The organism is Acidobacteriota bacterium, assembly GCA_012517875.1.
Classification (GTDB): domain Bacteria; phylum Acidobacteriota; class JAAYUB01; order JAAYUB01; family JAAYUB01; genus JAAYUB01.
In genome coordinates this window covers 1-22,609 of record JAAYUB010000145.1, presented here as the reverse complement: position 1 = coordinate 22,609, position 22,609 = coordinate 1, and the positions used below count along the sequence as shown (strand labels likewise).

The following is a 22,609-nucleotide window of genomic DNA, read 5'->3' as shown; positions in this document are numbered from 1 at the left end:
CCAGCCGATCGAGCGGGGTGGGGTGGGCGTCCGCCCGATCATGGGGTCACTCGGCCGTGTCGGCCAGCTTGTACACCCGGTAGAACTGGTCGGCGATCGAGGCCAGCTGCCGCACGATGGTGTCCATCTCGTCGGCGGTCCAGTCGGGGCCGGCGGATTCCAGCCGCTCGCCCTTTCGGCTGACCTCCACGGCGCCGAACACCTTCCGGTCCGAGGTCACCAGCGGCACGCACATGATTTTCTGGATGGGCAGGAAGTTCGGGTTGTTTCGCTTGATTTCCTCGAAGACGCCCAGGTGCGGGGTTGAGGAAAACCGGTTGTCCAGCATGGCCTTGCCCGTCTGCAGCGCCTTGGTCACGAACGAGCGGGTGTAAGCCATCGGGATGGAGCCGGTCTTCTCCAGGTAGCTGGGCCGATAGAACTTGAGATGCTGCCGTTTGTCGATGAGCAAGATGGCCACCTCGTCTTCCTTGACGCCGTGCAGGGCCATCAGGTTGGCGTGGAGGATGGCGATCACCTCACGCAGGACGTCGGCGTACCGGACGTCCTCTTTGGGTTGCTGGGTGACGGTGTCCAGGATGCGCTTCAGTTGTTCCATGGCCGCCTCTCAATCCATCAAGATGCGCTCGCCGATCCGGCGGACCCGGATCTTCTGGTCCTGATAGCGGATCAACAGAGTACCGCTGCCGCTGTACGTAAACTCCTTCTCGCCGGTTGAGGAAAGGACATAGGTCACCACCACGTTGTAGGCGTGGCTGCCTTTCTCCACGTTGTCCAGCCGGGCGGTGGCGCTGCTGGTGAACCGCTGCTGGATGCCGGCGAAGCTGACGGTGACCTCGGCCACCTTGCCCGGCAGGTTCAGCGCGGAGCCGTCGAGAATGACGGTGACGTACGGCGACGGCGGCGGCGGTTGCACGAAGCCGCCGGAGCCGCCGGAGCCGCCGGACTGGTCACGGGAGGCGTCAGTCGTGCGGCCGGTGTAGGTGGCGCCGCCGGCCGTCGTGCCGCCCGTGGTGGAGCCGGCGCTGGTCCGGCCGCCGCGCGTCCGCTGGCCCTGAGTCAGGAGGGCGTCGGCGTCACTCCGGTTGGGCCCGGCCGGGTAGCGGCTGACATATTGCTCGGCTTCCCGGCGGGCGCTGTCGGCGTCGCCGGATTTCTGCAGCTCCTGCACCAGGCACCACTGCGGTTCCGGATTGTCGGGCAGCAGGCGGACCGCCTCGCGGTAATTTTCAATGGCCTTGTCGGAAAAACCGCCGGCGGTGTACAGCTTGCCCAGCTCCAGGCGAAGCGCGCCGTTGTCGGGCTGGATGCTGAGCGCCGTCTGGAAGTGGCGGATCGCCTCATCGGCCTGACCCAGTGCGCGGCAGGCCTGGCCGGCCAGCGTGTGCGCGTCGGCGTCGCCGGGATTGTCCTGCAGGTGCTGCTGAACCTTGGCCAGCGCGCGGGTGTAATCGCCGCTGTCCATGTAGGTCCGGGCCTGCTGCAGCAGGTTCTCGCCCGCGCCGGCCTCGCTGCCGAATCCCTGCATCGTGGTGCCCGTGCCGCCGGTCTGCGATCCACCGGTGGACTGGGTGCCGCCTGCCGTGCTGCCGGACCCTGCCGTGCCGGTCGTCGTTGCAGCCTGACGCTGCTGCCAGTAGCGCCAGCCGAACCAGCCGCCGACGGCCAGGATACCAAGCAAGAACAGCCCGATGACCAGCACCAGCACGACGGGAAACCCCTTCTTGGCGGCGGGAACCGGCGACGGCGCCGCCGGCGGGGCGGCATACGTTGTCTGTGCCAGGGGCGCTGCCGCGGGGGGCGGCGCGTAGGCGGTCCCTGCCGCCACCGTCTGGCCGAGGGCGGGCGCGGCGGGGGGCGGCGTCATCACGGTTTGGCCCATTGCCGGCCCCGGCGGCACGGTACCCGGCGGGATGGTGCCGGCCGAGACGGGTACCGCCGCGACACCCGGCACCCAGGTGCCGGGAGAAGTTTCCGACCACTTGCACGCGGGGCATGACTTGGCGTCGTCCGGCAACTGGGCGTTGCACCGCGGGCAGAACGTGCCGGTGAGACGGTAGCCGCATTCGGCACACTGGCTGGCGCCCTTCTTCAACGTGGCGTAACAATTGGGGCAGACACCCGATGTCTCGAAAATCTTGGAGATGTCATCCTTGGCGCCGCCGGCGGCCGTCGGGGCCGGGGTGGCGGATGGAGCAGGGGTGGCGCGGGTCATCATCTCGGTGGCCTGATCCGGCGCGGCCTTGACCCCTTCCGGGATCACCATCTCGGTCTTTTCGCCGTCTCCGGGCGACGCGGTCCGGGTGGCCGCGGCGGCCATGACGGTTTTCGCGTCCGGAGACGCGGCGGGACCGGCTGGAGGCACCGGCTGGCCGCACGATGTGCAAAAGCGCGTGCCGGCTGTGAGTTCGGCCTTACAGGAGGGACACTGGGTCATGGCGATCCCCTCTCGACAGAGTTGGCCATAATCTATCACAAAAGGGGGGGAGCCGCCACAGGCAAAGGGTCGGCTATTCGTACCGGAGAGCCTCAATTGGGTCAAGCCGGGCCGCGCGGGTGGCGGGCCAAACGCCGAACACCAGGCCGATGAGCACCGACAGGGTGAACGCCGCGCTCACCGCCCAGAAGGGAATGCTGGTGGGCAGGTCGGGCACCAGCATCGAAATCAGCAGCCCGATGGCGGCGGCGAACACGATGCCGATGACGCCGCCGATGCCGGTGAGCGTCATGGCTTCGATTAGGAACTGCACGGTGATGTCGAGATTGCGCGCGCCGAGCGCCTTGCGGACGCCGATCTCGCGGGTGCGCTCCCGCACCGACACGAGCATGATGTTCATGACGCCGATGCCGCCCACCAGGAGTCCCACACCGGAGATGGCGATGGTGATGATGCCGATCCCGGCCACCACCTGGTCGAATTGCTGGATGATCGAGTCGGCCGTGGACAGCGAAAAATCATTGTCATCATTGGCCTTGAGCCGCCGCTCCGCCCGCAGCACCTGCTCCACTTGGTCCATGGCCTGGACCAATTGGCCGGAACGCGCCTGGATGATAAGGAACAGCCAGTCGTCCTGCGGCGACAGCTTCCGGAAGGTGAGCAGGGGGATGCTCACCGTCTTGTCTTCCTGGTTTTCGCCCAGGAACGTGGACTTGCGCTTCTGCAGCACGCCCACCACCTGGAACCGCTTCCCCGCGATCAGGATGTGCTTGCCGATGGGCTGGATGTTGGGGAACAGCGCCTCGTAAACGGCGTAGCCGATCACGCAGTTGTACTGCCGGTGCATGTTATCGCTGTCGTTCAGGAACCGTCCCATGGCCAGCTCGTGATGGGCGATCTCGTGGTTGTTGGGCGTGATGCCCTCGATGCCGCCCTCGTAGAAAGACTCGCCCTGGTACTTGATGCTCCGATCGGTGAGCCGGACCGGGAAGAGTTGGCAGCCCACATCCTGCACCGCGTCGCAGCGGGTCTTGATCGCCCGGACATGCTCCATGGACAGCGGCTTGCGTTCCATCTCCTTGCGCGGGCGGCGGCCGATCTGGACGCCCGTGTTCAGGTGGAAGGCGTAAATGTTGGTGGTGCCGAATTCCTCGATCATGCTCACGATCCGGCCGCGCAAGCCGGTCAGGATCGAGGCCACCAGGATCACCGTGATGACGCCGATGAGCACGCCCAGCACCGTGAGGAATGAGCGGAATTTGTGCGACAGGATGGTGTCGAACGCCTGGAGGAAGTTTTCAAACCAGATACGGCGTTTTTCGGCGGCGGTCACGGTGATCGGCTCCTTTAGGTCTCGAAGGACAGCGCCTGGATCGGATCCAGCCGGGCGGCTTTGAACGCCGGGTACATCCCGGCCAGGATGCCCACCCCGCCCGAGACGGCCAGGGCGAGGATGATGTAGCCGACGGTGATGGTCAGGGTGAAGTCCGATAGGGCCTCGATGACGTAGCACGCGGTGTAAGACAGCGTGATGCCCAGCAGGCCGCCGATGATGCCCAGGATGGCCGACTCCAGCAGGAACTGCAGCAATAGGTCGCGTCGCCGGGCGCCGATCGCCTTGCGGATGCCGATCTCGCGGGTCCGCTCGGTCACCGACATGAGCATGATGTTCATGATCACGATGCCACCCACCAGGAGCGCGATGCTGGTGATGGGCGTGACCACCGTGGCGATGGCGCCGGTGAACTCGCCCACCGACTGGTTGATGTCGTCGGCGCTGAGGATGTCGAAATCGTCGGGTTGGGACGGCTGCAGGTGGTGCTTGCCGCGCAGGAGCGTGCGGACTTCGTCCTGAGCGGCTTCGAACTCGGGACCGGGTGCGGTTTTGATCCGGAGCTCCCAGCCGCGGCGGACGCCGAACAATTTGGCGTAGGCGGTCGTGGGGATGAAAATCTCATTGTCGAGGTTCTGGCCCAGAAACGAGCCCCGCCGGGCCAACAGCCCGACCACGCGATACTTTTGCCCGGCGATCTTCACGTCGTGGCCGATGGGATCCTCGGAGGGGAACAATTCCGTCTTGATGCCCCAGCCGATGACGCAGACGGGCAGGGAGCGGGCGAATTCGAACTCCTGGAAGAAGCGGCCGCTGTGGATGTTGATATTGGAGATGCGGGGCACGTTGGCGCTGGCGCCGCTGATGGTGGTGTCCAGCACCTCCAGGTTCTTGTAATGGACGTCTTGACGGGTGGAGCGCTCGATGGACACTTCTTGGGCGAATTTCGAACGGCTGCGGATGTACTCGTAATCGTCCCAGCGCAGGTCGCGGTGGGTGCGGAGGCGTTTCTCGAACTCCTCACGGTTCATGTTCACCGCGGCGATGCGGGCGACGATGAACGTGTTGCTGCCCATCATGCTGGTGACGCTGTCGGTCACGTATGTTTCCAGTCCGCTGATGAAGGCGCCGACGATCATGACCGAGGCGACCCCGATGATGACCCCGAGCAGGGTGAGCAGCGAGCGCAGCTTGTGCGCCATCACCGATTCGATGGCCATGCGCAGCGCTTCGAGCAGAACCGGCCAGCCGCTGAGGGTGTGGTTGGGTTTGACGTTCGCTTGATTGGTCAGAACGGGCACTTCGGCGATCGCGGACATGGAAACCTCGTCATCAGCGTTCGTATGCTTTACGAGTTGTTTGGCGAAAATGTTCCGCGATATCAGCAAATGTGACGGATGGGACGATCTCAGCCGGAGCAGGACCGGTAGCGGCTCCCGATCTGGTCCAGCAACGCCGCGGCCGTCTCCCTGGACAGGCCGCCCAGCTGGGCGAAGTCCGGGCGCCCGCCTCCCTTGGCGCCGAACGCCGCGCGCAGCTCGGTCACCAGCGCCTGCATGTCGGCGGTCAGGTCGGAGGTGCGCCCGACGAACACGGTTCCGGACGGCGCCGACAGCACAGCCGCCAGGGTGCGGTGGTCGCCGGCGATGAGCTTCTGGCAGAGCGACCGGGCGATGTCGGCCGGTTCGTCGAGGGTGAGGATCACGCGGCTGATGCCGTCGGCGCCCCGATGCTGCTCGCGGAGCGCCGGGGCGCGCTCGGCCTGCAGCTCGGCCCTGAGCTTGCCGTTTTCCCGTTCGACCGCCTTGACGGTTTGGAGCAGTTTGTCCAGCTTGGCCGGCAGCTCGGGGATGCCGGTGGTCGCCATGGCGGACAGGGCGCTGAGGATCGCCTGGTTGTCCTGGAAGGCCCGGAGCGCCCGGCCGCCGCACAGAAAATAGACCCGGGTCTTGTCGCCGAACCGCTCGGTGCGGACGACGGTGATGACGCCCACCTGGCCGGTGCGGGCCACGTGGGTGCCGCCGCAGGCGGAGCGGTCGAAGTCGGCCACGCCGATCACCCGGACCTCCCCCTCGCGGCGCGTGGGCTTGCGCAGGCCCAGGGCGCCGGTCTCGGCGGCGTCGTGGTAGGAAATGTCCACTGGCCGGTCTTCCCAGACGACGGCGTTGGCCAGGCGGAGGGCCTCGGCCACCTGGCGGTCGTCGAGCCGATCGGTGGCCAGGTCGATGGTGCTGACGTCCTGGCTCATGTGGAAGCCCACCGTGCCCAGTTGGTAAAGCCGTACGAACGCCTCCGACAGGATGTGCTGGCCGGTGTGCTGCTGCATGTGGTCGAAGCGGCGGTCCGCGTCCACCAGGCCCCGCACCCGCGTCGCGGCCGGAGGGTGCGCCAGCAGGTGGTAGATGTCGCCGGCGTCGTCTTCGCCCACCTCGATCACCGGCTGCCCGGCCAGGGTGCCGGTGTCGGCCGTCTGGCCGCCCGTCCCCGGGTAGAACGCCGTCTGGTCGAGGTAGACGCGGACGCCGCCCGCCGCCGGCTCGCACCGGAGCACGTCGGCTTCGAATTCGCAGCGGGTGGCGTCCTGGTAGTACAGTCGTTCGGTCATAGGGCACTCCGTCGGAGATGGTTTCGTTTTTCCTCGGCCGCCAGGCGGTGCGCCAGACGGATGGGTTCCGGCACCCGGAAGCGGGTCGCGGTGGCCAGCACGAGCGCCGCCGCGTCGGCGACGGTGACCCGATGGCCGGGCGAGACGTAAAGCGGTCGGACATCGTGGCGGGTCCTGAGCACGGTGCCCACGACCCGACCGGCGTACAGCAGCTCCGCCCGGCTGCCGCGCTCGGCCGTCGGTTCGGCGTGCTCGCCCACCAGCCGGCTCTTGGCGCAGCCGATTGCCGGGCGGTCCAGCAGCACGCCCAGGTGGGCGGCCAGACCGAAGCCGCGCGGGTGGGCGATGCCCTGGCCGTCGCAGAGAAACAGGTCCGGCAGTTCTCCCAGGTGCTCCAGGCAGTCAAGCAGCGCGGGGATCTCGCGGAAGGAGAGCAGGCCGGGCACGTAGGGGAAATCCACGGGCCGGGTCACCGCGGCGGCGGCCACGGGCGCCAGCGTCGCGGCGTCCACGATGACGACGGCGGCGTGCGCCAGGCCCGCCCGCGGGTCGAAGGCGAGGTCGGTTCCGGCGATGGTCCGCGGCGGCGCCGCCAGGGGCTCCAGCCGCACCCGGCCGGCCAGCTCCCGTTGGAGGGCAGCGGCCGCGCGCGCGTCGGCGACCGCCGGAAAGTGGGGCAGGGCGAGGCGGGGCATCTCAGCGCAGCAGCTCCTTCATCAGCTTCTTGTAGTTCTCGACGCCCGGCTGGTCGAAGGCGTTCACGTCGAGCAGCTCGCCTTCGAACGCGGTGGCCAGCTCGAAGAACAGGAACAGCTGGCCCAGCGTGTACGGCGACAGCTGCGGGATGGTGATGGAGAGGCTCGGCCGGCCGTCGGCGGCCAGCGCCTCCTCGTTGGCCACCCGCGCCGCCCGCAGCAGCCGGCCGAAGCTCCGGCCGGCGACGAACGCCAGTTCCCGCGTCCACGGGCCCTCGCTGGGCAGGGTGATCTCATCAGCGCCGAAGTCCGCGACGGCGATGGTGGTGACCAGCTTGTTCTTCTTGCCGCCCTGGTGCTGCTGCGTCTGGGCGTGCATATCGGACGTCCCCACCGCCGCGATGGGCGTGCGCCCCTCGTAAACCGTCTCGCCCCGCCGGTTTTTCTCCTTGCCGAGGCTCTCGGCCAGGAGCTGGACGTACCACAGGGCGAATGACCGGAGCCGGTCGCTGTACGGCATGAGCACCGCCTCGTGGATGCCGGCACGCCGGTACAGTTCGTGGCAGATGGCCGCGTAGAGGCAGGGCGGGTTCTGGAGCAGGTCGCGGCTGTCGGCCGCTTCCACCATGGCGCGGGCGCCCCCCAGCAGCTCGGGAATGGCGATCCCGGCGGCGGCGGCGACGAGCAGGCCCACGTCGGCGAGCACCGAGAAGCGTCCGCCCACACCGGGCGGCACCTGGAATAAGGGCAGTCGCTCCTGCCGGGCGATCTGCAGCAGGATGCCGCGCTCCGGGTCGGTCACCGCGGTGAAATGCCGGCTGGGATCAAGGCCGGCGGCGCGGCAGCGATTGTAGAAATGGAGGAACGCGGCCATGGTCTCGGTGGTGGTGCCGGACTTGGAGATCACGACGAACATGGTCCGCTCCAGGTCCAGAATCTTGTCCAGGTCGCGGATGGACTGGGGGTCCACGTTGTTGCCGGAGAAGAAAAGCTGCGGTGCGGTTTCCGGTCCCGCCAGGGAGTTCCAGAGCGGCGACAACAGGGCGTCAGCCAGTACCTGGTTGCCCAGGTACGAGCCGCCGATGCCCAGCGACACCACCGCCCGACACCGGGACCGGACGTCGGCGCCCCACTCGGCGATGGCCCGGAGGCGGTCCGGGGCGTTCCCCTCCTGGTATGCCAGGTGGGTGAAGTACACTTTCTCGTTGTGCCCGCGGACGTCGCCGCTGCGACGCATGACGGCGAGCGCGTCCATGGCGGCGCCGATTTCGGGCCGGCCGGCCAGCTCGTTCACCGCCAGGCCGAGCGGGCCGATTTTGTCACGGGTCACGTTGGTGTAGTTCAGGCAGAAACCGTCCGGGAGTTCAAGGCGGTGCTCCATGGGGGCCTCCATCGGGGATCGGACTTCGGACATCGGCATTCGGATCTGGGACCTGGGTCTTGGGTCCTAGATCCTCGTACATCGGGGCTCAGGGCTCGGGGCACAGGGCTTGAGTTGCGGGTTTAGGGTTTCGCAGTTTGTCCCAACCCTCAACTCAACCGAACATCTTTCTAGAACCTTCGTACTTTCAAACCATAAACCTTTCAACCTGCGAACCTGCGAACCTGTGAACCTGTGAACCTGTGAACCTGTGAACCTGTGAACCGGCAAACAGGAGTTCATGCCTTTCGACTACAGGATATCGGCGAAACTGTGCTGGTTCCGCGTGAAGAACAGGTAGCCGGTGACGCACACCACGAGCGCGAACAGCGTGAAGATGCCGAGTCCCGCCAGGTCCGGCATGCAGCCGTTGAGGAACATGTCCCGGTACCCTTCAATCAGGTGTGTCATGGGATTGATGTAGGCGTACTGACGGTACTCCACGGGAATGAAGTCCACCGAGTAGAAGATGGGCGACAGGTACATCCACACGATCATGAACTGGCCGATCACCTGGGCCATGTCGCGCACGAAGACGTTGACGGCGGCGCTCCACCAGCAGCACCCCAGGGTGAGGAGCAACTGCGCGCCCACATACAGGGGGAGGATGGCCAGGTATGGGGTCGGGGGCATGCCGGCCATCATCGCGGCGCCCAGCAGGATGCCGAAGCCGATGAGCAGGTTGACCGCGTGGGAGAAGACCAGATACATCGGCAGGATCTTGGACGGAAACATCACCTTCTTGATCAGGTTAGCGTTGTCGATGAGCACGCCGGTGGAGCGGCCCACCGCCTCGCTGAACGCCATCCACGGCACCATGCCGCAGAAGATGTACAGCGCCGCGTTCACCAGGCCCTCGCCCTCGCCGAAGCGGACCCGGAAGATGACCGAGAAGACGAAGGTGTAGATGCCGAGCAGGATGAGCGGATTGAGCACCGACCAGTAGAAGCCGATGACGGAGCCGACGTAACGCTCCTTGAGATCCTTGCGGACGTAGCTCAGCAGCAGGTCCCGCTGGTTGTAGTAGTAGCGGATGCGCTGGATCATCGTGGGGCGCTGGGTCATGGCTCGTGCCTCCAGTTCCTTGCGGGCCGCGGTGGCCGTGCGCCGTCTCCGGTCATGGCCGGGCGCCGGTGCCGAAGCGCGCCAGGGTCTCCTCCCAGCGGCCGGCTTCCCGGAGCAGCCACTCCACGATCTCGCGGATCGCACCGGTGCCGCCGGGCGAATCGGTGAGCCAGTCGGCGGCACGACAGACGTCCGCGGGGGCGTTGGGCACCGCGACGGCGGCGCCCGCCAGGGCCATGGGCGCCAAATCGGGCAGGTCGTCGCCGGCGTAGACGGTTTGGCCGGGTGGTATGCCCATTTCCTGGCACAGCTTCAGGAAGTCGGGCCCTTTGTCCGAGCTGTTCTGGACGATCCGCTCGACACCGAGGGCGGCCGCCCGCAGGGCCACCACCGCGCTGGCCCGCCCCGACAGAATGGCGATCCGCAAGCCGGCCTCGGTCGCCAGCCGGACACCCAGACCGTCGTACGCGGAGAACCGCTTGCACTCGATGCCCCGGTCGTCCAGGTAGATGCTGCCGTCGGTCCAGACGCCGTCCATGTCCGTCACCACGAGGCGGATTCGGGACAGGTCACAGGGCTTTTGGGAAACGCGGTGCACAGCGGGCCTCCGGTGTCAGAAGAGTTCGGTCTCCCACAGGTCGTGCAGGTGAATGGCGCCGGCCAGCACGCCGTGGATGTCCGTGATGAACAGGCTGGTGATTTTGTTCTCCTCCATCACCGCCAGGGCGCGGGTGGCCAGCGCGTCGGCGTCGATGGTTTTGGGCGCTCGGCTCATGCACTCGCCGGCGGTCAATCCGAGCAGGGCCGGTCCGTGCCGCTCGAGCAGCCGGCGCAGGTCACCGTCGGAGATGGCGCCGATGAGGCGGCGCCCGGTATCAACCACCGCCGTGATGCCCATCCGGCCGGCCGACATGATGTACACGACGTCCTTCATGCTCACGCCGGCTTCGACCTGCGGCACGGCGTCGCCGGTGCGCATCAGGTCGCGGATGCAGCGCAGCCGCTTGCCGATCTTGCCGCCCGGATGCAGGAGGGCGAAATCCTCCATCCGGAATCCTTTGCGGATGCTCAGCGCCACGGCCAGGGCATCGCCGAGAGCCAGCGAAGCGGAGGTGCTGGCCGTGGGCGCCAGACCCAGGTGGCACGCTTCCTGGTGCAGCCCGATGTCCAGGCAGCAGGGCGTGCTGCGGCCGAGAGTGGAGTCGGGATTGCCGGTCAGGACAATGAGCGGGATCTGCAGACGCTGGATGAACTCCAGGAGCCGGACGAGCTCCGACGTCTCGCCGCTGTTGGACAGGGCGACCACCACGTCGCCGCGCGCCAGCATGCCCAGATCGCCGTGGATCGCCTCGGCCGGGTGCAGGAACAGCGACGGTGAGCCGGTGCTGGCGAACGTCGCGGCCAGCTTGTGAGCGATGATGCCGGACTTGCCCATGCCGGTGGTGACGATGCGACCGCGGCACGCCTCCAGTACGTCGAGCGCCTGTTCGAACCGCTGGTCCAGCTTGTCGAGCAGGGCGAGGATGGCCTCGGCTTCGATGCGGAGGACTTTTCGGGCGACATCCAGGCTCATGGCTGCCCTCCGTGAGCGGCGCGATGGATATTCAGGAGGCGGCGAACGAATGCTTCAAATTCCAGGATGGGGAACGCGTTGGGCCCGTCGCACAGGGCGTGGGCTGGATCGTCGTGCACCTCGAAGAACAGGCCGTCCACACCGCAGGCGACCGCCGCCCGGGCCAGCGGCTGGATGAATTCGGCCTCGCCGCCGGAAGCGCAGCCGGCGCCGCCCGGGAGCTGGACGGAGTGGGTGGCGTCGAACACCACCGGGCAGTCCAGCCGGCGCATGATGGCCAGGGAGCGGAAGTCCACCACGAGATTGTTGTAGCCGAAGGTGAAGCCGCGCTCGGTGAGGAGGATCCGGGAGTTGCCGGTTGAGCGGATCTTGTCCACCACGTTGGCCATGTCCCACGGCGCGAGGAACTGGCCCTTCTTGACGTTCACCACGCGGCCGGCGGCACCCACCGCCAGCAGCAGGTCGGTCTGGCGCGACAGGAAGGCGGGCACCTGGAGAATGTCCGCCACCTCGGCGGCCGCGGCCACTTGGCCGCAATCGTGGACGTCAGTCAGGATAGGCAGATCGAACTCCCGCCGGATCCGGGCCAGGATGCGCAGCCCCTCGGCGGGGCCGGGTCCGCGGAACGAACGGACGGAGCTGCGGTTGGCCTTGTCGTAGGACGCCTTGAAAATGAAGGAGCGGCCGAGGCGCCGGAAGATGTCCCGCAGCATGCCGGCCAGGCGCACGGCATGATCCTCGCTTTCGATGACGCAGGGGCCGGCGATGAAGAAGGGCTCGCCGCCGCCGAGGGTGATGTCGCCCAATCGGATGGCGTTCACGCCCGGCCTCCGTCATGCCTGCGGTCGCGGGCCGCCCGGATGAAATCGCAGAACAGGGGGTGCGGTGCCAGCGGCCGGGACTTGAATTCGGGATGGAACTGGCAGCCCAGGAACCAGGGGTGGTCGGGCAGCTCGATGATCTCGACGAACTTTTCGTCGGGGCTCAGGCCCGACACCGTCAGACCATGCTTGACCAAGAGCCCCTCGTAGCTGCGGTTGAACTCGTAGCGGTGCCGGTGGCGCTCGCTGATTTCGTCGGCGCGGTAGACCGTCCAGGCCAGGCTCTCCGGCTTGAGGCGGCAGCTGTACGCACCCAGGCGCATGTTGCCGCCCATCTCCTCGACGCCCAGCAGGTCATGCAACTTGACGAAGATCTTGTAGGGCGTGGCCGCGTCGAACTCGGTGCTGTTGGCGTCGGCCAGACCGCAGACGTTGCGGGCGTACTCGATGGTGGCGCACTGCATGCCGAGGCAGATGCCGAAGAACGGCACCCGGCGGGTGCGGGCGTACTGAATGGCATGAATCTTCCCCTCGATCCCCCGGATGCCGAAGCCGCCGGGGACGAGCACGGCGTCGTACGGCGCCAGCGTCGCCTCGGCGTTGTCGGCGGTGATGTTTTCGGACTCGATCCAGTGCAACTGCACCCGCACGCCGTTGGCCACGCCGCCGTGGATCAGTGCCTCGTTGAGGCTCTTGTAGGAATCGATCAGACCCACGTACTTGCCCACCATGGCCACAGAGACGGTCTCCGTCAGATTCTCCGTCCGCCGGAGCATGTCCGCCCAGCGCGACAGGTCGGCTGTCGGCACGGGCAGGCCGAGCTTCAGGGCGATCCGCTGGAGGATCCCTTCCGCGTGGTAGGCCAGCGGCACCTGGTAGATGTTGCCCACGTCGGCCGCGGTGATCACGTCGTCGGCGGCCACGTTGCAGAACAAGGCGATCTTGGCCTTGATGTCGTCGGGCAACTGGCGGTCGGTGCGGCAGAGGATCAGGTCGGGCTGGATGCCGATCTCGCGCAGATCCTTGACGCTGTGCTGGGTGGGCTTGGTTTTGAGCTCGCCGGCGGTGCCCATGAACGGAACCAGCGTGACGTGGACGAACAGGGTGTTCGACTGGCCCAGGTCGTTGCGGAGCTGCCGGATCGACTCGAGGAAGGGGAGGCTCTCGATGTCACCCACCGTGCCGCCGATCTCCACGATGACGAAATCGGTGCCGCGGCTCACCTTGAGAATGCCCTGCTTGATCTCGTCGGTGATGTGCGGGATCACCTGGACGGTTTTGCCGAGGTAATCCCCCCGCCGCTCCTTCTGGATCACCGACAGGTAGATCTTGCCGGTGGTCAGGTTGCTGTCGCGGGTCAGCCGGGCGGAGGTGAACCGCTCGTAGTGGCCGAGGTCGAGATCGGTCTCGGCCCCGTCGTCGGTCACGAACACCTCGCCGTGCTGGAACGGACTCATGGTGCCCGGATCGACGTTCAAGTATGGGTCCAGCTTGCTGTTGGTGACTCGGTAGCCGCAGGCTTCGAGGAGGCAGCCGATGGACGCGGCCGAGATGCCTTTGCCTAGGGACGACAGCACACCGCCGGTGACGAAAATAAACTTGGGTCCCTGCATGAATCCTCCATGTGACGCTCAATCAGCCGCTGGGTCCGAGGTGGAACAAACCGGCCGGGGTTCGGCCGGCGACGGGGTACACGCCATTATAGTCAAAGTCGGCCCGCTTGTTAAGGGAGAGAGTGGGGTCGCCTGCGTGCTGCCGGGAACCGTGTGGGTTGCGGGATAGCGGGAAATGCCGGGCATGCGCCTCCTGCCGCCGCGCCAAAGAAAAAACGGCCGGGAAACGGCCGTTTGCAATCTTGGTTGCGGGGGCAGGATTTGAACCTGCGACCTACGGGTTATGAGCCCGTCGAGCTACCGGACTGCTCCACCCCGCTATGAGAAAATCATTGTATCGGATGTGGGATACCGGGTCAAGACTTTTCTCGGGCGGGCGAGCGTGAAGCCAGGGTCAGCCGCGCAGCATTCCCCGTTCCCGGAACACGGCTTTGGCCCGGACGGTGATGTCGATGCTCAGGCGTTTCTCGTGGCGGTGATCATAGACGTAGCATTTGGCCTTGAGCCGCATGATCGGGCGGGACCGGAACCCCCCTGAATCGCTCAGGCCGTCCTCGTCTGTTCCGATTGATGATTGGGTGTCAAAGGATGACAGCAGAGGCGGGAATGTTTCGGAAGTCGCCGCTCGACCGGTGTGTCGGTTGGGTGGTATCATCCCGCTGGATGTGAAAAAGGCGGCCGGGCGGTGCGCCCGGCCGGTGGGGTGGAGGGGTGGTGGCAGGCGGATCAGCGGGGACGTTCGGGGCAGAAGACGTCGGATTCAAACCCGCGGGCCTGCTCCCGGCGCTGCAGGGGATCGTGGGGCCGGGGCAGGACGCCCAGGCGGACCAGCACGTCGCGGTATTCGTACCGGATGTTGATCTGCTGGCAAGGATTGGGCTCCAGCTCCATCTGGATCCGGGTCACGCGGTGGTCGGTGGCGCGGCCCATGCCCGTGGCGGCCGATTCCTCGGACAATCCAGCCTCCGTTTTGGGCGGGCACGGGGCCGAGCTTTCCGCCCGATCCATCCGTTTGGCCGAGCCGGCGGCTCCGGGAGCCGGCATGCCGCCCAGGATCTCATTTTCAACCGGGCGGGCTTTCTCCCGGAACACGGCGGCCGAGATTAGCCCGAGGTTGCGCGTGTCGCCCAGTGTGGCGGCGTAGGAACGGTCCTCGGTGGTGAAATAGAACCGGCGTGCGCGATCCGTGCTGACCTGCCAACCGGAGATCACGACGGTCTGCCACGGATCGATCACCCATTTCATGGCCTGGCGCGGGCTGGTGTGGCGGGCGTCGATGGAGTTGAGGCCGTCAACGGCCAGCGCCACTGCCAGCCGGTCACCGGAGCGGTTGGTCAGCCGGATGCTGTACTCACGCCCCGGGAGCGCCTCGATGTAACAGGTGCCCTGGTAGCGGTGCAGGGTGAGCGGGCGGCCGTCCGCCACCACGGTCAAGTCCAGCGGACCGTCGGCGCGCACCGCCAGCGCCATGCCCCCCAGCAGTCCCAACATCAGGCAGATGATCACATTCTGTTTCATGATCCGAACCTCCCGTTCAAGTGTTCACCGGTAAGACGCAGGGCGGCGGCGCGGCTTGCAAATTTTTTCGTCTTGGCGGGAGCCGATTTGGGGACTATAATTAAATCAAAATGATCAGGCGTTACCGGTTTCTCTAACAACCCGCGTATGACAGCGTCGCGCTCATGAGCCACGCGTTTCCAGCTTTGTTCCCGTCCTCGGCCATGCGCCGCCGGGGCGCCGACCCAGGCCCCGGTCCGGTGCGCCGGCCACCCGATCCCAACAGGAGGCGGCTATGCTCAGCAAGCGAGACATCGAGCAGATCCGCGGCTTTCGCTCGCCGGATCATCCGGTGGTCTCCGTCTATCTGAACACTGACGGGAAGAGCGGGTCCAAAAAGGAGGTTGAGACCCGGCTCAAGGAAATGACCCGACTGGCCCGCGTCCAGATCGAATCGGACCTGCGGCGGGACTACCGCCGCGAGGCCCTCGCCGAGATCCAGCGCGTCGAAAATCACATCATCAAAAATTACAAGGAGTTCAACGTCCGCGGCCTGGCCCTGTTCAGCTGCTCGGCCGCCGGATTCTGGCACGAGGTGGAGCTGCCGCGGCCGCCCCGCAACCGATTCCTCGTGGGCGAGGCGCCCCACGTGCGGCCGCTCCACTTCCAGGAAATCGAGTACCACCGCTTCTGCACCGCACTGGTGGACAAGTCGGACGCCCGCATCTACATCATCCACAAGGGAACCATCCTGGAGTACAAACGGATCGCCGACGAGGTGCCGGCCCACGTGCGCCGCGGCGGCTGGTCCGGTTACGACGAGAAGCGGACCGCCCGCAAGCGCGATCACAAGATCAGCGAGCATTTCCACCATGTCGCCGACACCCTGTTCCAGCTCTACAAGCGCGACCAGTTCGAATGGCTGATTCTGGGGTGCAAAAACGAGTACGAGGCGGAATTTCAGGAGTGGCTCCACTCCTACCTGAAAGAGCGCCTGGTGGCCGAGCTCGATCTGCCGGTGGACACGCCTGAACACGAGGTGCTGGAGCGTTCGGCGCGGGTGGAGAAGGGGCTGGTCTACAAGGACCACTGCCGCCAGGTGGAGCGCCTGCACCACACCGTCGCCTCGGGCGGTCTGGCGGTGAGCGGGCTCGAGGAGACCCTTCGTTACCTCAACGCCCAGGGGCTGGAGACCCTGGTGGTCTCCCGTGATTTCCAGGCGGCCGGTTCGGTGTGCAGCCACTGCGGTTATCTGGGGATCCTGGACCGCGTGTGTCCGCTGTGCAACGTGAGCATGGTGGAAATCACCGATGTCGTGACCGCGGCCATCGATCGGTCGCTGGAACACAACTGTGGGGTGCTGCAGGTCTACGAGGGCGTGGGCTTGGAGAACAGCGGACAGATCGGCGCATTCACCCGGTTCCGCCTCTAGGCTGAGTACGGCGGGGCGGCAGCCGGCCTATTCAAACGACGCGATCCGGAGACTCACGCGGCCCGGTGTCCAACCGGACGGGGCGTCGCTCGGGTGGACGATGAACCGGCGCCGCTGCCCGGGGAGGAGCGGGTCGTTGCGGAGGATCTCGAACGACTCGGTGTGCACCCGGTTGGGCGCCGGGGCGATCCGCATCTCAAGAACCAGCTTGCGGACAGCCGTGGTGCCCGTGTTCTCGACCTGGCCCTGGACGAACGGCGCGGCGCCGGCGGCCGGCGAAGCCGGTTCGTACTGGATGACCAGGCGGCCCTGGCGCAGGGTGCGCACACCCGGGGGCGCCTCCGGCTCGAGGGGGATTTCGGCCTTGTCGGCGGCGCGCTGGATCTCCTCCCACGGCGACTTCAAAAACCGGTTCCAATCGAAGCGTCGGAAAAAATGGGGCATGAGCGCCAGGATCGCGACTGCGGCGAGGAGCACGATGACCGCGGCGTAGCCGAGCAGGGTTCCGCAGCTCAGGCGGGTGCGCGAACCGGACACGGATCGTGGACGCATGGGGACCTCACGCGGGGGAATTATCCAGATGTGCCGCCATGCCTTCGGTGAAGAAGCCGGCCGCACCGCCGGTGTGGATGAAGACGACGGTTTCATCCCGCCGCCAGCGGCCGGCCCCGATGTCGGCGACGAGCGCGGCGGCCGCCTTGCCGGTGTAAGCCGGATCCAGCAGCAGGCCTTCGGTCTGCAGAAAGAGCCGCATGGCCGTCAGGCAATCCGGGCCGGGGCGGGCGTAGCCCGGTCCGATCTGGTGGCGGTTAAGCTCCACGGGCAGGGTGGGGCAGGGGCCGCCGCGGGCGTCGGCCACCAGGGCCACCGCGCGCGGCAGCGGGCCCTCGCCGGGGATAGCGCCCACATCCACGCCGACCAGCCGGCAGGAGGCGGGCGCTTCGAGGTGGCCGAGCAGCAGCCCGGCCAGAGTCCCGCCGGTGCCGGTGGCGGAATAGATGGCGGCCGGCGACACTCCCAGCGTCCGGCATTGATTGGCGATTTCATGCCAGCAGTCCACGTAGCCGCGGATGCCGATGGGGGTGCTGCCTCCCAGCGGGATGTGGTATGGCCGGAAGCCCTCACGGGTCAGTCGTTCGCAGCATTGCCGCATGGCCTGTTCCAGATCGTCCGGTTCGTAGCGGTCCACGTACTCCGGCGTGATGCCCAGCAGCCGGTGGACCAGGAGATTGCCGCAGGGGCGGCCCGGCGTCGGACGCGACAGCACCAGGACCGCTTCCAGCCCGGCCATCCGGGCGCAGACGGCGGTCTGAGCCGCGTGGTTGGATTGGGCGCCGCCGCCGGTGACGACGTGGGTGGCGCCGGCGCGGCGCGCGTCGGCCAGCAGATACTCCAGCTTGCGGATCTTGTTACCGCCCACGATGCGCCCGGTGAGATCATCTCGTTTGATCAGAATCCGGGGGCCGCCGAGAATCCGGCGCAGATGCGATGCCTCGGCGAGCGGCGTGGGTCCCGGAATCAGCGGAAATCGGTCGTTGCTGAACATGCCGCCTCGGCCAGACAGAATTGAAGGCTATGTTACAATACCTCCCATCAAATGGAAAGATCCCGATGACCGCGATGTTTTTCCCGATGGCATTCCTGTTGGGTTTTCTGGCCATGGTGGGCCAGTTGGTCGTTCTGCGTGGCGGGCTGGCCGTGTTCCACGGCAACGAGCTGATGATCGCGTTGATGTTCGTCAGCTGGTTCGCCGGCATCGCGCTGGGTTCGATGGCGTGGGGGCGGCGGCACGGCCGAGCGGCCGGGGCCTCGCGCGCCTGGCCCGTGGTGCTTGCGGTTTTGCCCGTCGCGGGGGCCGTCCAGCTGGCGCTCCTATACACGGTGCGTGCGTGGCTCGGCGTGCCGCCCGGGCTGTTTCTGGACGTCCGGCACGCCGTGCCGGCCTGCGTGCTGGGCGTCCTGCCCATCGCGCTGCTGGTGGGCCTGGCCTTTCCCATGGCGGCGGAACGGGCGCCGGGGACCGGAGAGGCCGGCCGGTCGCTGAGCGCCGCCGGCCGGGTGTACTGGCTGGAAGGAGTCGGCAGCCTGGCCGGCGGGCTGGCATACACCTTCTGGTGGGCCGGTCGTTGGCCGCCGGTCCGCGTGCTCGGCCTGGTTGAAGTGATCGCCCTGGTGGTCCTGGCCGCCGGGTGGACGCTCGAACGACGGAGAACGCGGATCCCTGAATCCGCATCCTGCAACGATCAATCGCGTTCGGCATGGGTGACGCCGGTGCTGTGGGGGGTGGCCGCAGTCGCGGCGGCGGCGCTGGCTTTCGGCGCGGCCGACCGGCTGCAAGTCCGGCTGGACGGGGCCTACTGGCGGACGTTGGCGCCGGGCGTCCGTCTCGTTGAGCTGCGGGAGTCCCGCTATCAGCTGCTTGCCCTGGGTGAGCGTGAGGGGCAGTTCACTCTCTACCTCAATGGCATGCAGGCGGTCTCATTTCCCGAGCCGTTCGAAGTCAACATGCGGGCGCATTTCCTGATGAACCAGCACCGGCGGCCGGAGCGGGTCCTGGTGGTGGGCCGCGGACTGGAGGGAATGGTCCAGCGGATGCTGGACTACCCGGTCCGTCGCGTGACGCAGGTCAGCCTGGATCCGGCGTATGCCGAACTGGTGGAGCCCCGGCTGCCGCTGACGGAGCGGCACGCGCTGGCGGACCCCCGCCTGGCCCGGGTCTCGGCGGACGCGGTTGAATATTTCGCCGGCACGCCGGAGCGGTTCGATCTCATCGTCCTGCTCACGCCGCCTCCTGCCACGGCGGCGAACAACCGCTGGTACACCCGGGAATTTTTCGCCCGCTGTCGTTCCTGTCTGGCCGCCGGCGGCGTGCTGGCCGTGGGCCTGGACAGCGGCGAGAACGTGATCGCGGGTGACCTGGAGCGCGCGGTCGGCACCGTGTACCGGACGCTGCGGCGGGAGTTTCCGGTGGTGCTGGCCGCGCCCGGAGCCCGGATGACCTTCCTGGCCTCGGACGCGCACGGTGCGCCCAGCGTGGATCCCGCCGAACTGTCCCGGCGCTTCGAGGGGCGCCGGTTGGCCCGGAGCGATTGGTTCACGCCGCGCCATTTTCGGGTGCTCCTGCCTGAGGAACGCGTCGTCTGGCTGCGCGGCGTGCTGGCCCGGTCCGAGACGTCGTGGGAGAACACCGAGCGGCGGCCCGTGAGCTACCTGCTGAACCTGCGGGTGTGGGATCTGGCCACTGGCGGGCGACTGCGCGGCTGGCTCGACGCCGTGGCGGCGCTGGACATCATCCGGTTGGGAGGGATCGTCCTGGCGGTTCTGCTCGTGATGCTGGCGATTCACCTGTTTTTGGCGGCGCGCCGCACCGCCGGCTGGCCGGCGGCAGCGGGCGCGGCGGCCGGCGTGTTCCTGCTCGGCTTCACGGGCATGGGGCTGGAACTCTTGTTGCTGTACCGCGTCCAGAACCTGTTCGGCTTCGTCTACTCCATGATGGGAGCGCTTGTTGGCGTGTTCATGCTGGGCTTGGCCGGCGGTGCCTGGTGGATGGACCGCCGGGTGGATTGGCCGGCCGCCCGCATGGCGCGATGGGCCTTCCTGACGCTGCCCGGCGCGGGCATCGCGCTCTGCGTGACCGTGGCGTCCACCTCCACCGGCCGGTCCGCCGTGATCCTGCCGTGGTTTTTCGTGATGATGCTCGCAGCCGGAGTTTTGACCGGTCTTTACTTTCCTCTGTCCGTCTGCATGCAGATGGAGGGCCCCGGCACGCCGGCTGCAATTGCCGGCCGCGTCAACGCCTGCGATCATCTGGGGGCGCTGGCCGGCGCCGGCTTGACGGGACTGCTGCTCCTTCCGGCGCTGGGCGATCTGCAGACGCCCGTCTTTTTCGCGCTCATGTTGCTGCTGCTGCCGGCATGGGGCCTGCTCGTCCGGCGGCGCGGGTGATGGTTGATCGTTGACCGCTGGCAGCGAGCTCGAGCACGATCACGATCACGAATTTCGAGCACGACTCCCCCCACTCACTATTTACCGCTCGCTGTTCGCTCCTAACTTTTCACTTGTAAATATAAAAAAAGGGAAAGCCTTTCGGCTTTCCCAGGGGTGGATCAATCGGCCGGCGGTAACGCCGGCCGGTAGTTGGAACACGCTAGAAGATGTACCGAACGCCAAACTGCATCTGCCACCGGGACAGCAGCCGGTCCATGTCGTACCGGTTGGTGCCAGTCTTGAGGAAGGCGTACTTCGGCTTGCCGGTGGCGGAATCGACGCCCACATAGTCAAGGGGAACGTCGCCGCGGTAGTACACGTACTGGTACTTGCCCCAGCTGCTGTTGAGCAGATTCAGGAAGTTCTGGATGTCCCAGGAGAACTGCAGTTTGTGGCCTTCGAGGCCGGGGATGGAGAAGTCCTGGAGCAGCCGGAAGTCGGCCCGGTGATACCACGGTTCGTAGCTGGAGTTGCGGGGGACGATCTGGCCGCGGTACTTGGACAGGCCCTCATCGCCCTCGATGTAGGCGTTCAGGTCGGCCCAGGTGCCGCCGGTCAGAATGATCTCGTCTTCGGACCGCGGGACGTAGATCAGGTCATTGTACACGCTGCCGTCATTGTTCTCGTCGTTGTAGTAACGGCTGGAGTACGGACGACCGGAGCGGCCGTTGTAGAAGAAGGTCAGGGTGGTGGGGTGCTTTTTGAGCAGGTCCAGCACGTAGGATACGCCGATGCCGATGCGGTGGCGGATATCCTGGTTCGACGCGGTGAGCGACGGCCGGTTGGCGTCGATGCCGATGTGGTTGTACTGGAAGTTGGAGCGCGCCTGGGAACTGGAGCCGCTGTTCACATCCTGGGCGCCGCCGTAGGTATAGGCGCCCTGGATGAAGCCGTTGTTGGGCAGGCGCCGCTGCAGCGAGAAGCTCAGGCTGTACTGATAACCCTCGCTGGTGTTCTTCAGGTAGATCACGTCGCTGAACGAGCTGGATCGGCGGGCGCCGTAGTAGGCCCGGCGGTCCCAGGCGTCGTTGGCGGTCTGGACCAGGTTGATGTTCTGGGTGAGCACGTCGGAGAGGTTGTGAGTGAAGATGCCTTCAATCGTTCCCTTCAGGCCCCACGGCAGTTCCCGGTCGTAAGCCAGGTCAATGCGCGCCACCTGCGGGAAAAGGAAGTTCTTGTCCATGACGTTGATTTCGCTCGTCTGCACGGCGAAACCCTTGGGCTGGTTGTCGGGATCGGGGACGAAGGCAGGCACGTTGCTGGTGACATAATAGCGCGTGAACTCGATGCCGGTGTTGCCGAACTGGTTCGAGATCCACACGTACGGTGTCCGGCCCGAGAACACGCCCACGCCGCCGCGGAGCAGCGATCTGCCGTCGCCGGCCATATCCCAGTTGAAGCCCAGGCGGGGCGACCACAGGATGTTGCCGGAGGCCATGTCGCGGGTGTCGATGCCGAACACATCCTCCACCAGCTGGTTGTAGCTGGGCTCATCGCCGATGATGGGTATATCCATGCGCAGACCAAAGGTGAGGTTGAAGTTGGGCTTCATTTGGTAGGTGTCGCCGATGTAGAAACCGAGCTGGGCGACGCCGAATTCAGCAGCCCACCGCGGTTCGTTGGCGATGTTGGAGAAGCTCAACTCGTACCGGTTGGCGGTGCCGGTCGCGAACTTGTCGAGGTTGGAGAAGCGGTAGGTGCCGAAATTGTCGCGGATGAACACGTTGGAGAAGTCGAAGATCTCGTTGTGCGTGCCGATCACCAGGGTGTGCTTGCCCAGGAAGAACGACAGGTTGTCGGTGATCTCGAGGACATCCTGGTCCAGGGAGTTGGCGGTGGAGTAGCGCTCGGTGCCGGCCACGAAATTGTAGCCGTTCACGCCCACGGTGATATTGGGGAAACGCTCGCCCGGGGTGGCGCGTGCGTCGCGGATGATGGTGTAGTTGACCCGGAACTCGTTGGCCATGTTGTCGCCGATGACGCTGTCGAGCTGGCCGACGGTGGAGTAGGTGTCGTTCTCCATGGTGTAGCCGCCGTTGCCGAAGGTGAACGAGTTGCCGGCGCGGGAGAGAATGTCGCTCGCCGCATCCACCCAGTTGAAGCGAGCCGTGAGGCGGTGCTTGTCGCTGAT

General features: G+C 66.5%; 18 protein-coding genes and 1 tRNA gene. 2 read left to right on the top strand and 17 right to left on the bottom strand.

Going from position 1 to position 22,609, the window contains the following annotated elements; all coding sequences use genetic code 11:
* Nucleotides 1-46: 46 nt before the first annotated feature.
* The 14 genes from GX414_14755 to GX414_14690 form a co-directional block, all read right to left on the bottom strand.
* Entirely contained in the window at nt 47-598 is a 552-nt protein-coding gene (locus tag GX414_14755) for a GAF domain-containing protein (protein ID NLI48360.1), read from the bottom strand.
* A gap of 9 nt (nt 599-607) precedes the next feature.
* Nucleotides 608-2,437 (bottom strand): tetratricopeptide repeat protein, encoded by a 1,830-nt coding sequence (locus GX414_14750; protein NLI48359.1) that lies wholly within the window; start codon nt 2,435-2,437, stop codon nt 608-610.
* Nucleotides 2,438-2,510: 73 nt separating this feature from the next.
* Nucleotides 2,511-3,770, bottom strand: coding sequence for an ABC transporter permease (locus GX414_14745; GenBank protein NLI48358.1), 1,260 nt, complete (start codon nt 3,768-3,770; stop codon nt 2,511-2,513).
* Between the two features lie 14 nt (nt 3,771-3,784).
* Complete coding sequence (locus tag GX414_14740; protein NLI48357.1) at nt 3,785-5,089, bottom strand: FtsX-like permease family protein; 1,305 nt, start codon at nt 5,087-5,089, stop codon at nt 3,785-3,787.
* A gap of 89 nt (nt 5,090-5,178) precedes the next feature.
* Nucleotides 5,179-6,375 carry a hypothetical protein gene (locus GX414_14735; GenBank protein NLI48356.1) on the bottom strand — a complete coding sequence of 399 codons (1,197 nt, stop codon included), beginning with the start codon at nt 6,373-6,375 and terminating at the stop codon, nt 5,179-5,181.
* Nucleotides 6,372-7,070: an endonuclease V gene (locus GX414_14730; protein NLI48355.1), complete on the bottom strand. Its 699-nt coding sequence runs from the start codon at nt 7,068-7,070 to the stop codon at nt 6,372-6,374. The genes GX414_14735 and GX414_14730 overlap by 4 nt, the downstream gene beginning before the upstream one ends.
* 1 nt (nt 7,071) lies before the next feature.
* A complete protein-coding gene (locus GX414_14725) occupies nt 7,072-8,451 on the bottom strand; it encodes a glucose-6-phosphate isomerase (protein ID NLI48354.1) in 1,380 nt (459 codons plus the stop codon).
* A 291-nt stretch (nt 8,452-8,742) separates the two neighbouring features.
* Complete coding sequence (locus tag GX414_14720) at nt 8,743-9,555, bottom strand: ABC transporter permease (protein ID NLI48353.1); 813 nt, start codon at nt 9,553-9,555, stop codon at nt 8,743-8,745.
* A gap of 52 nt (nt 9,556-9,607) precedes the next feature.
* Complete coding sequence (locus tag GX414_14715; protein NLI48352.1) at nt 9,608-10,153, bottom strand: HAD hydrolase family protein; 546 nt, start codon at nt 10,151-10,153, stop codon at nt 9,608-9,610.
* 15 nt (nt 10,154-10,168) lie between these two features.
* A complete protein-coding gene (locus tag GX414_14710) occupies nt 10,169-11,128 on the bottom strand; it encodes a KpsF/GutQ family sugar-phosphate isomerase (GenBank protein NLI48351.1) in 960 nt (319 codons plus the stop codon).
* Nucleotides 11,125-11,949: a 3-deoxy-8-phosphooctulonate synthase gene (kdsA, locus tag GX414_14705; protein NLI48350.1), complete on the bottom strand. Its 825-nt coding sequence runs from the start codon at nt 11,947-11,949 to the stop codon at nt 11,125-11,127. The genes GX414_14710 and kdsA overlap by 4 nt, the downstream gene beginning before the upstream one ends.
* Nucleotides 11,946-13,562: a CTP synthase gene (locus tag GX414_14700; protein ID NLI48349.1), complete on the bottom strand. Its 1,617-nt coding sequence runs from the start codon at nt 13,560-13,562 to the stop codon at nt 11,946-11,948. Before GX414_14700 ends, kdsA begins: the two co-directional genes overlap by 4 nt.
* A 243-nt stretch (nt 13,563-13,805) precedes the next feature.
* Nucleotides 13,806-13,882 (bottom strand) — tRNA-Met (locus GX414_14695).
* A 406-nt stretch (nt 13,883-14,288) separates the two neighbouring features.
* On the bottom strand, nt 14,289-15,080 hold the full coding sequence (locus GX414_14690) for a hypothetical protein (GenBank protein NLI48348.1): 792 nt from the start codon (nt 15,078-15,080) through the stop codon (nt 14,289-14,291).
* Between the two features lie 274 nt (nt 15,081-15,354).
* On the opposite strand from GX414_14690, the gene GX414_14685 reads away from it, so the two are divergent.
* Nucleotides 15,355-16,491, top strand: coding sequence for a hypothetical protein (locus GX414_14685; GenBank protein ID NLI48347.1), 1,137 nt, complete (start codon nt 15,355-15,357; stop codon nt 16,489-16,491).
* A gap of 27 nt (nt 16,492-16,518) precedes the next feature.
* Here GX414_14685 and GX414_14680 read toward each other — a convergent pair whose 3' ends face one another.
* Together GX414_14680 and GX414_14675 are read right to left on the bottom strand one after the other, a co-directional pair.
* Nucleotides 16,519-17,043: a hypothetical protein gene (locus GX414_14680; GenBank protein NLI48346.1), complete on the bottom strand. Its 525-nt coding sequence runs from the start codon at nt 17,041-17,043 to the stop codon at nt 16,519-16,521.
* A gap of 7 nt (nt 17,044-17,050) precedes the next feature.
* Entirely contained in the window at nt 17,051-18,037 is a 987-nt protein-coding gene (locus GX414_14675; GenBank protein ID NLI48345.1) for a pyridoxal-phosphate dependent enzyme, read from the bottom strand.
* Nucleotides 18,038-18,102: 65 nt separating this feature from the next.
* On the opposite strand from GX414_14675, the gene GX414_14670 reads away from it, so the two are divergent.
* Nucleotides 18,103-20,436, top strand: coding sequence for a hypothetical protein (locus tag GX414_14670; protein ID NLI48344.1), 2,334 nt, complete (start codon nt 18,103-18,105; stop codon nt 20,434-20,436).
* Between the two features lie 202 nt (nt 20,437-20,638).
* Here the strand turns inward: GX414_14670 and GX414_14665 are convergent.
* A partial coding sequence (locus GX414_14665) for a TonB-dependent receptor (protein ID NLI48343.1) occupies nt 20,639-22,609 on the bottom strand: 1,971 nt, incomplete at its 5' end.

Bases quoted from the DNA above. Each gene is read 5' to 3' on its own strand.
- GX414_14700 (NLI48349.1), bottom strand. From the start codon at position 13,562: ATGCAGGGACCCAAGTTTATTTTCGTCACCGGCGGTGTGCTGTCGTCC.
- GX414_14690 (NLI48348.1), bottom strand. From the start codon at position 15,080: ATGAAACAGAATGTGATCATCTGCCTGATGTTGGGACTGCTGGGGGGC.
- GX414_14730 (NLI48355.1), bottom strand. From the start codon at position 7,070: ATGCCCCGCCTCGCCCTGCCCCACTTTCCGGCGGTCGCCGACGCGCGC.
- GX414_14680 (NLI48346.1), bottom strand. From the start codon at position 17,043: ATGCGTCCACGATCCGTGTCCGGTTCGCGCACCCGCCTGAGCTGCGGA.
- GX414_14725 (NLI48354.1), bottom strand. From the start codon at position 8,451: ATGGAGCACCGCCTTGAACTCCCGGACGGTTTCTGCCTGAACTACACC.
- GX414_14685 (NLI48347.1), top strand. From the start codon at position 15,355: ATGCTCAGCAAGCGAGACATCGAGCAGATCCGCGGCTTTCGCTCGCCG.
- GX414_14750 (NLI48359.1), bottom strand. From the start codon at position 2,437: ATGACCCAGTGTCCCTCCTGTAAGGCCGAACTCACAGCCGGCACGCGC.
- GX414_14720 (NLI48353.1), bottom strand. From the start codon at position 9,555: ATGACCCAGCGCCCCACGATGATCCAGCGCATCCGCTACTACTACAAC.
- GX414_14670 (NLI48344.1), top strand. From the start codon at position 18,103: ATGACCGCGATGTTTTTCCCGATGGCATTCCTGTTGGGTTTTCTGGCC.
- GX414_14740 (NLI48357.1), bottom strand. From the start codon at position 5,089: ATGTCCGCGATCGCCGAAGTGCCCGTTCTGACCAATCAAGCGAACGTC.
- GX414_14735 (NLI48356.1), bottom strand. From the start codon at position 6,375: ATGACCGAACGACTGTACTACCAGGACGCCACCCGCTGCGAATTCGAA.
- GX414_14710 (NLI48351.1), bottom strand. From the start codon at position 11,128: ATGAGCCTGGATGTCGCCCGAAAAGTCCTCCGCATCGAAGCCGAGGCC.
- GX414_14755 (NLI48360.1), bottom strand. From the start codon at position 598: ATGGAACAACTGAAGCGCATCCTGGACACCGTCACCCAGCAACCCAAA.
- GX414_14675 (NLI48345.1), bottom strand. From the start codon at position 18,037: ATGTTCAGCAACGACCGATTTCCGCTGATTCCGGGACCCACGCCGCTC.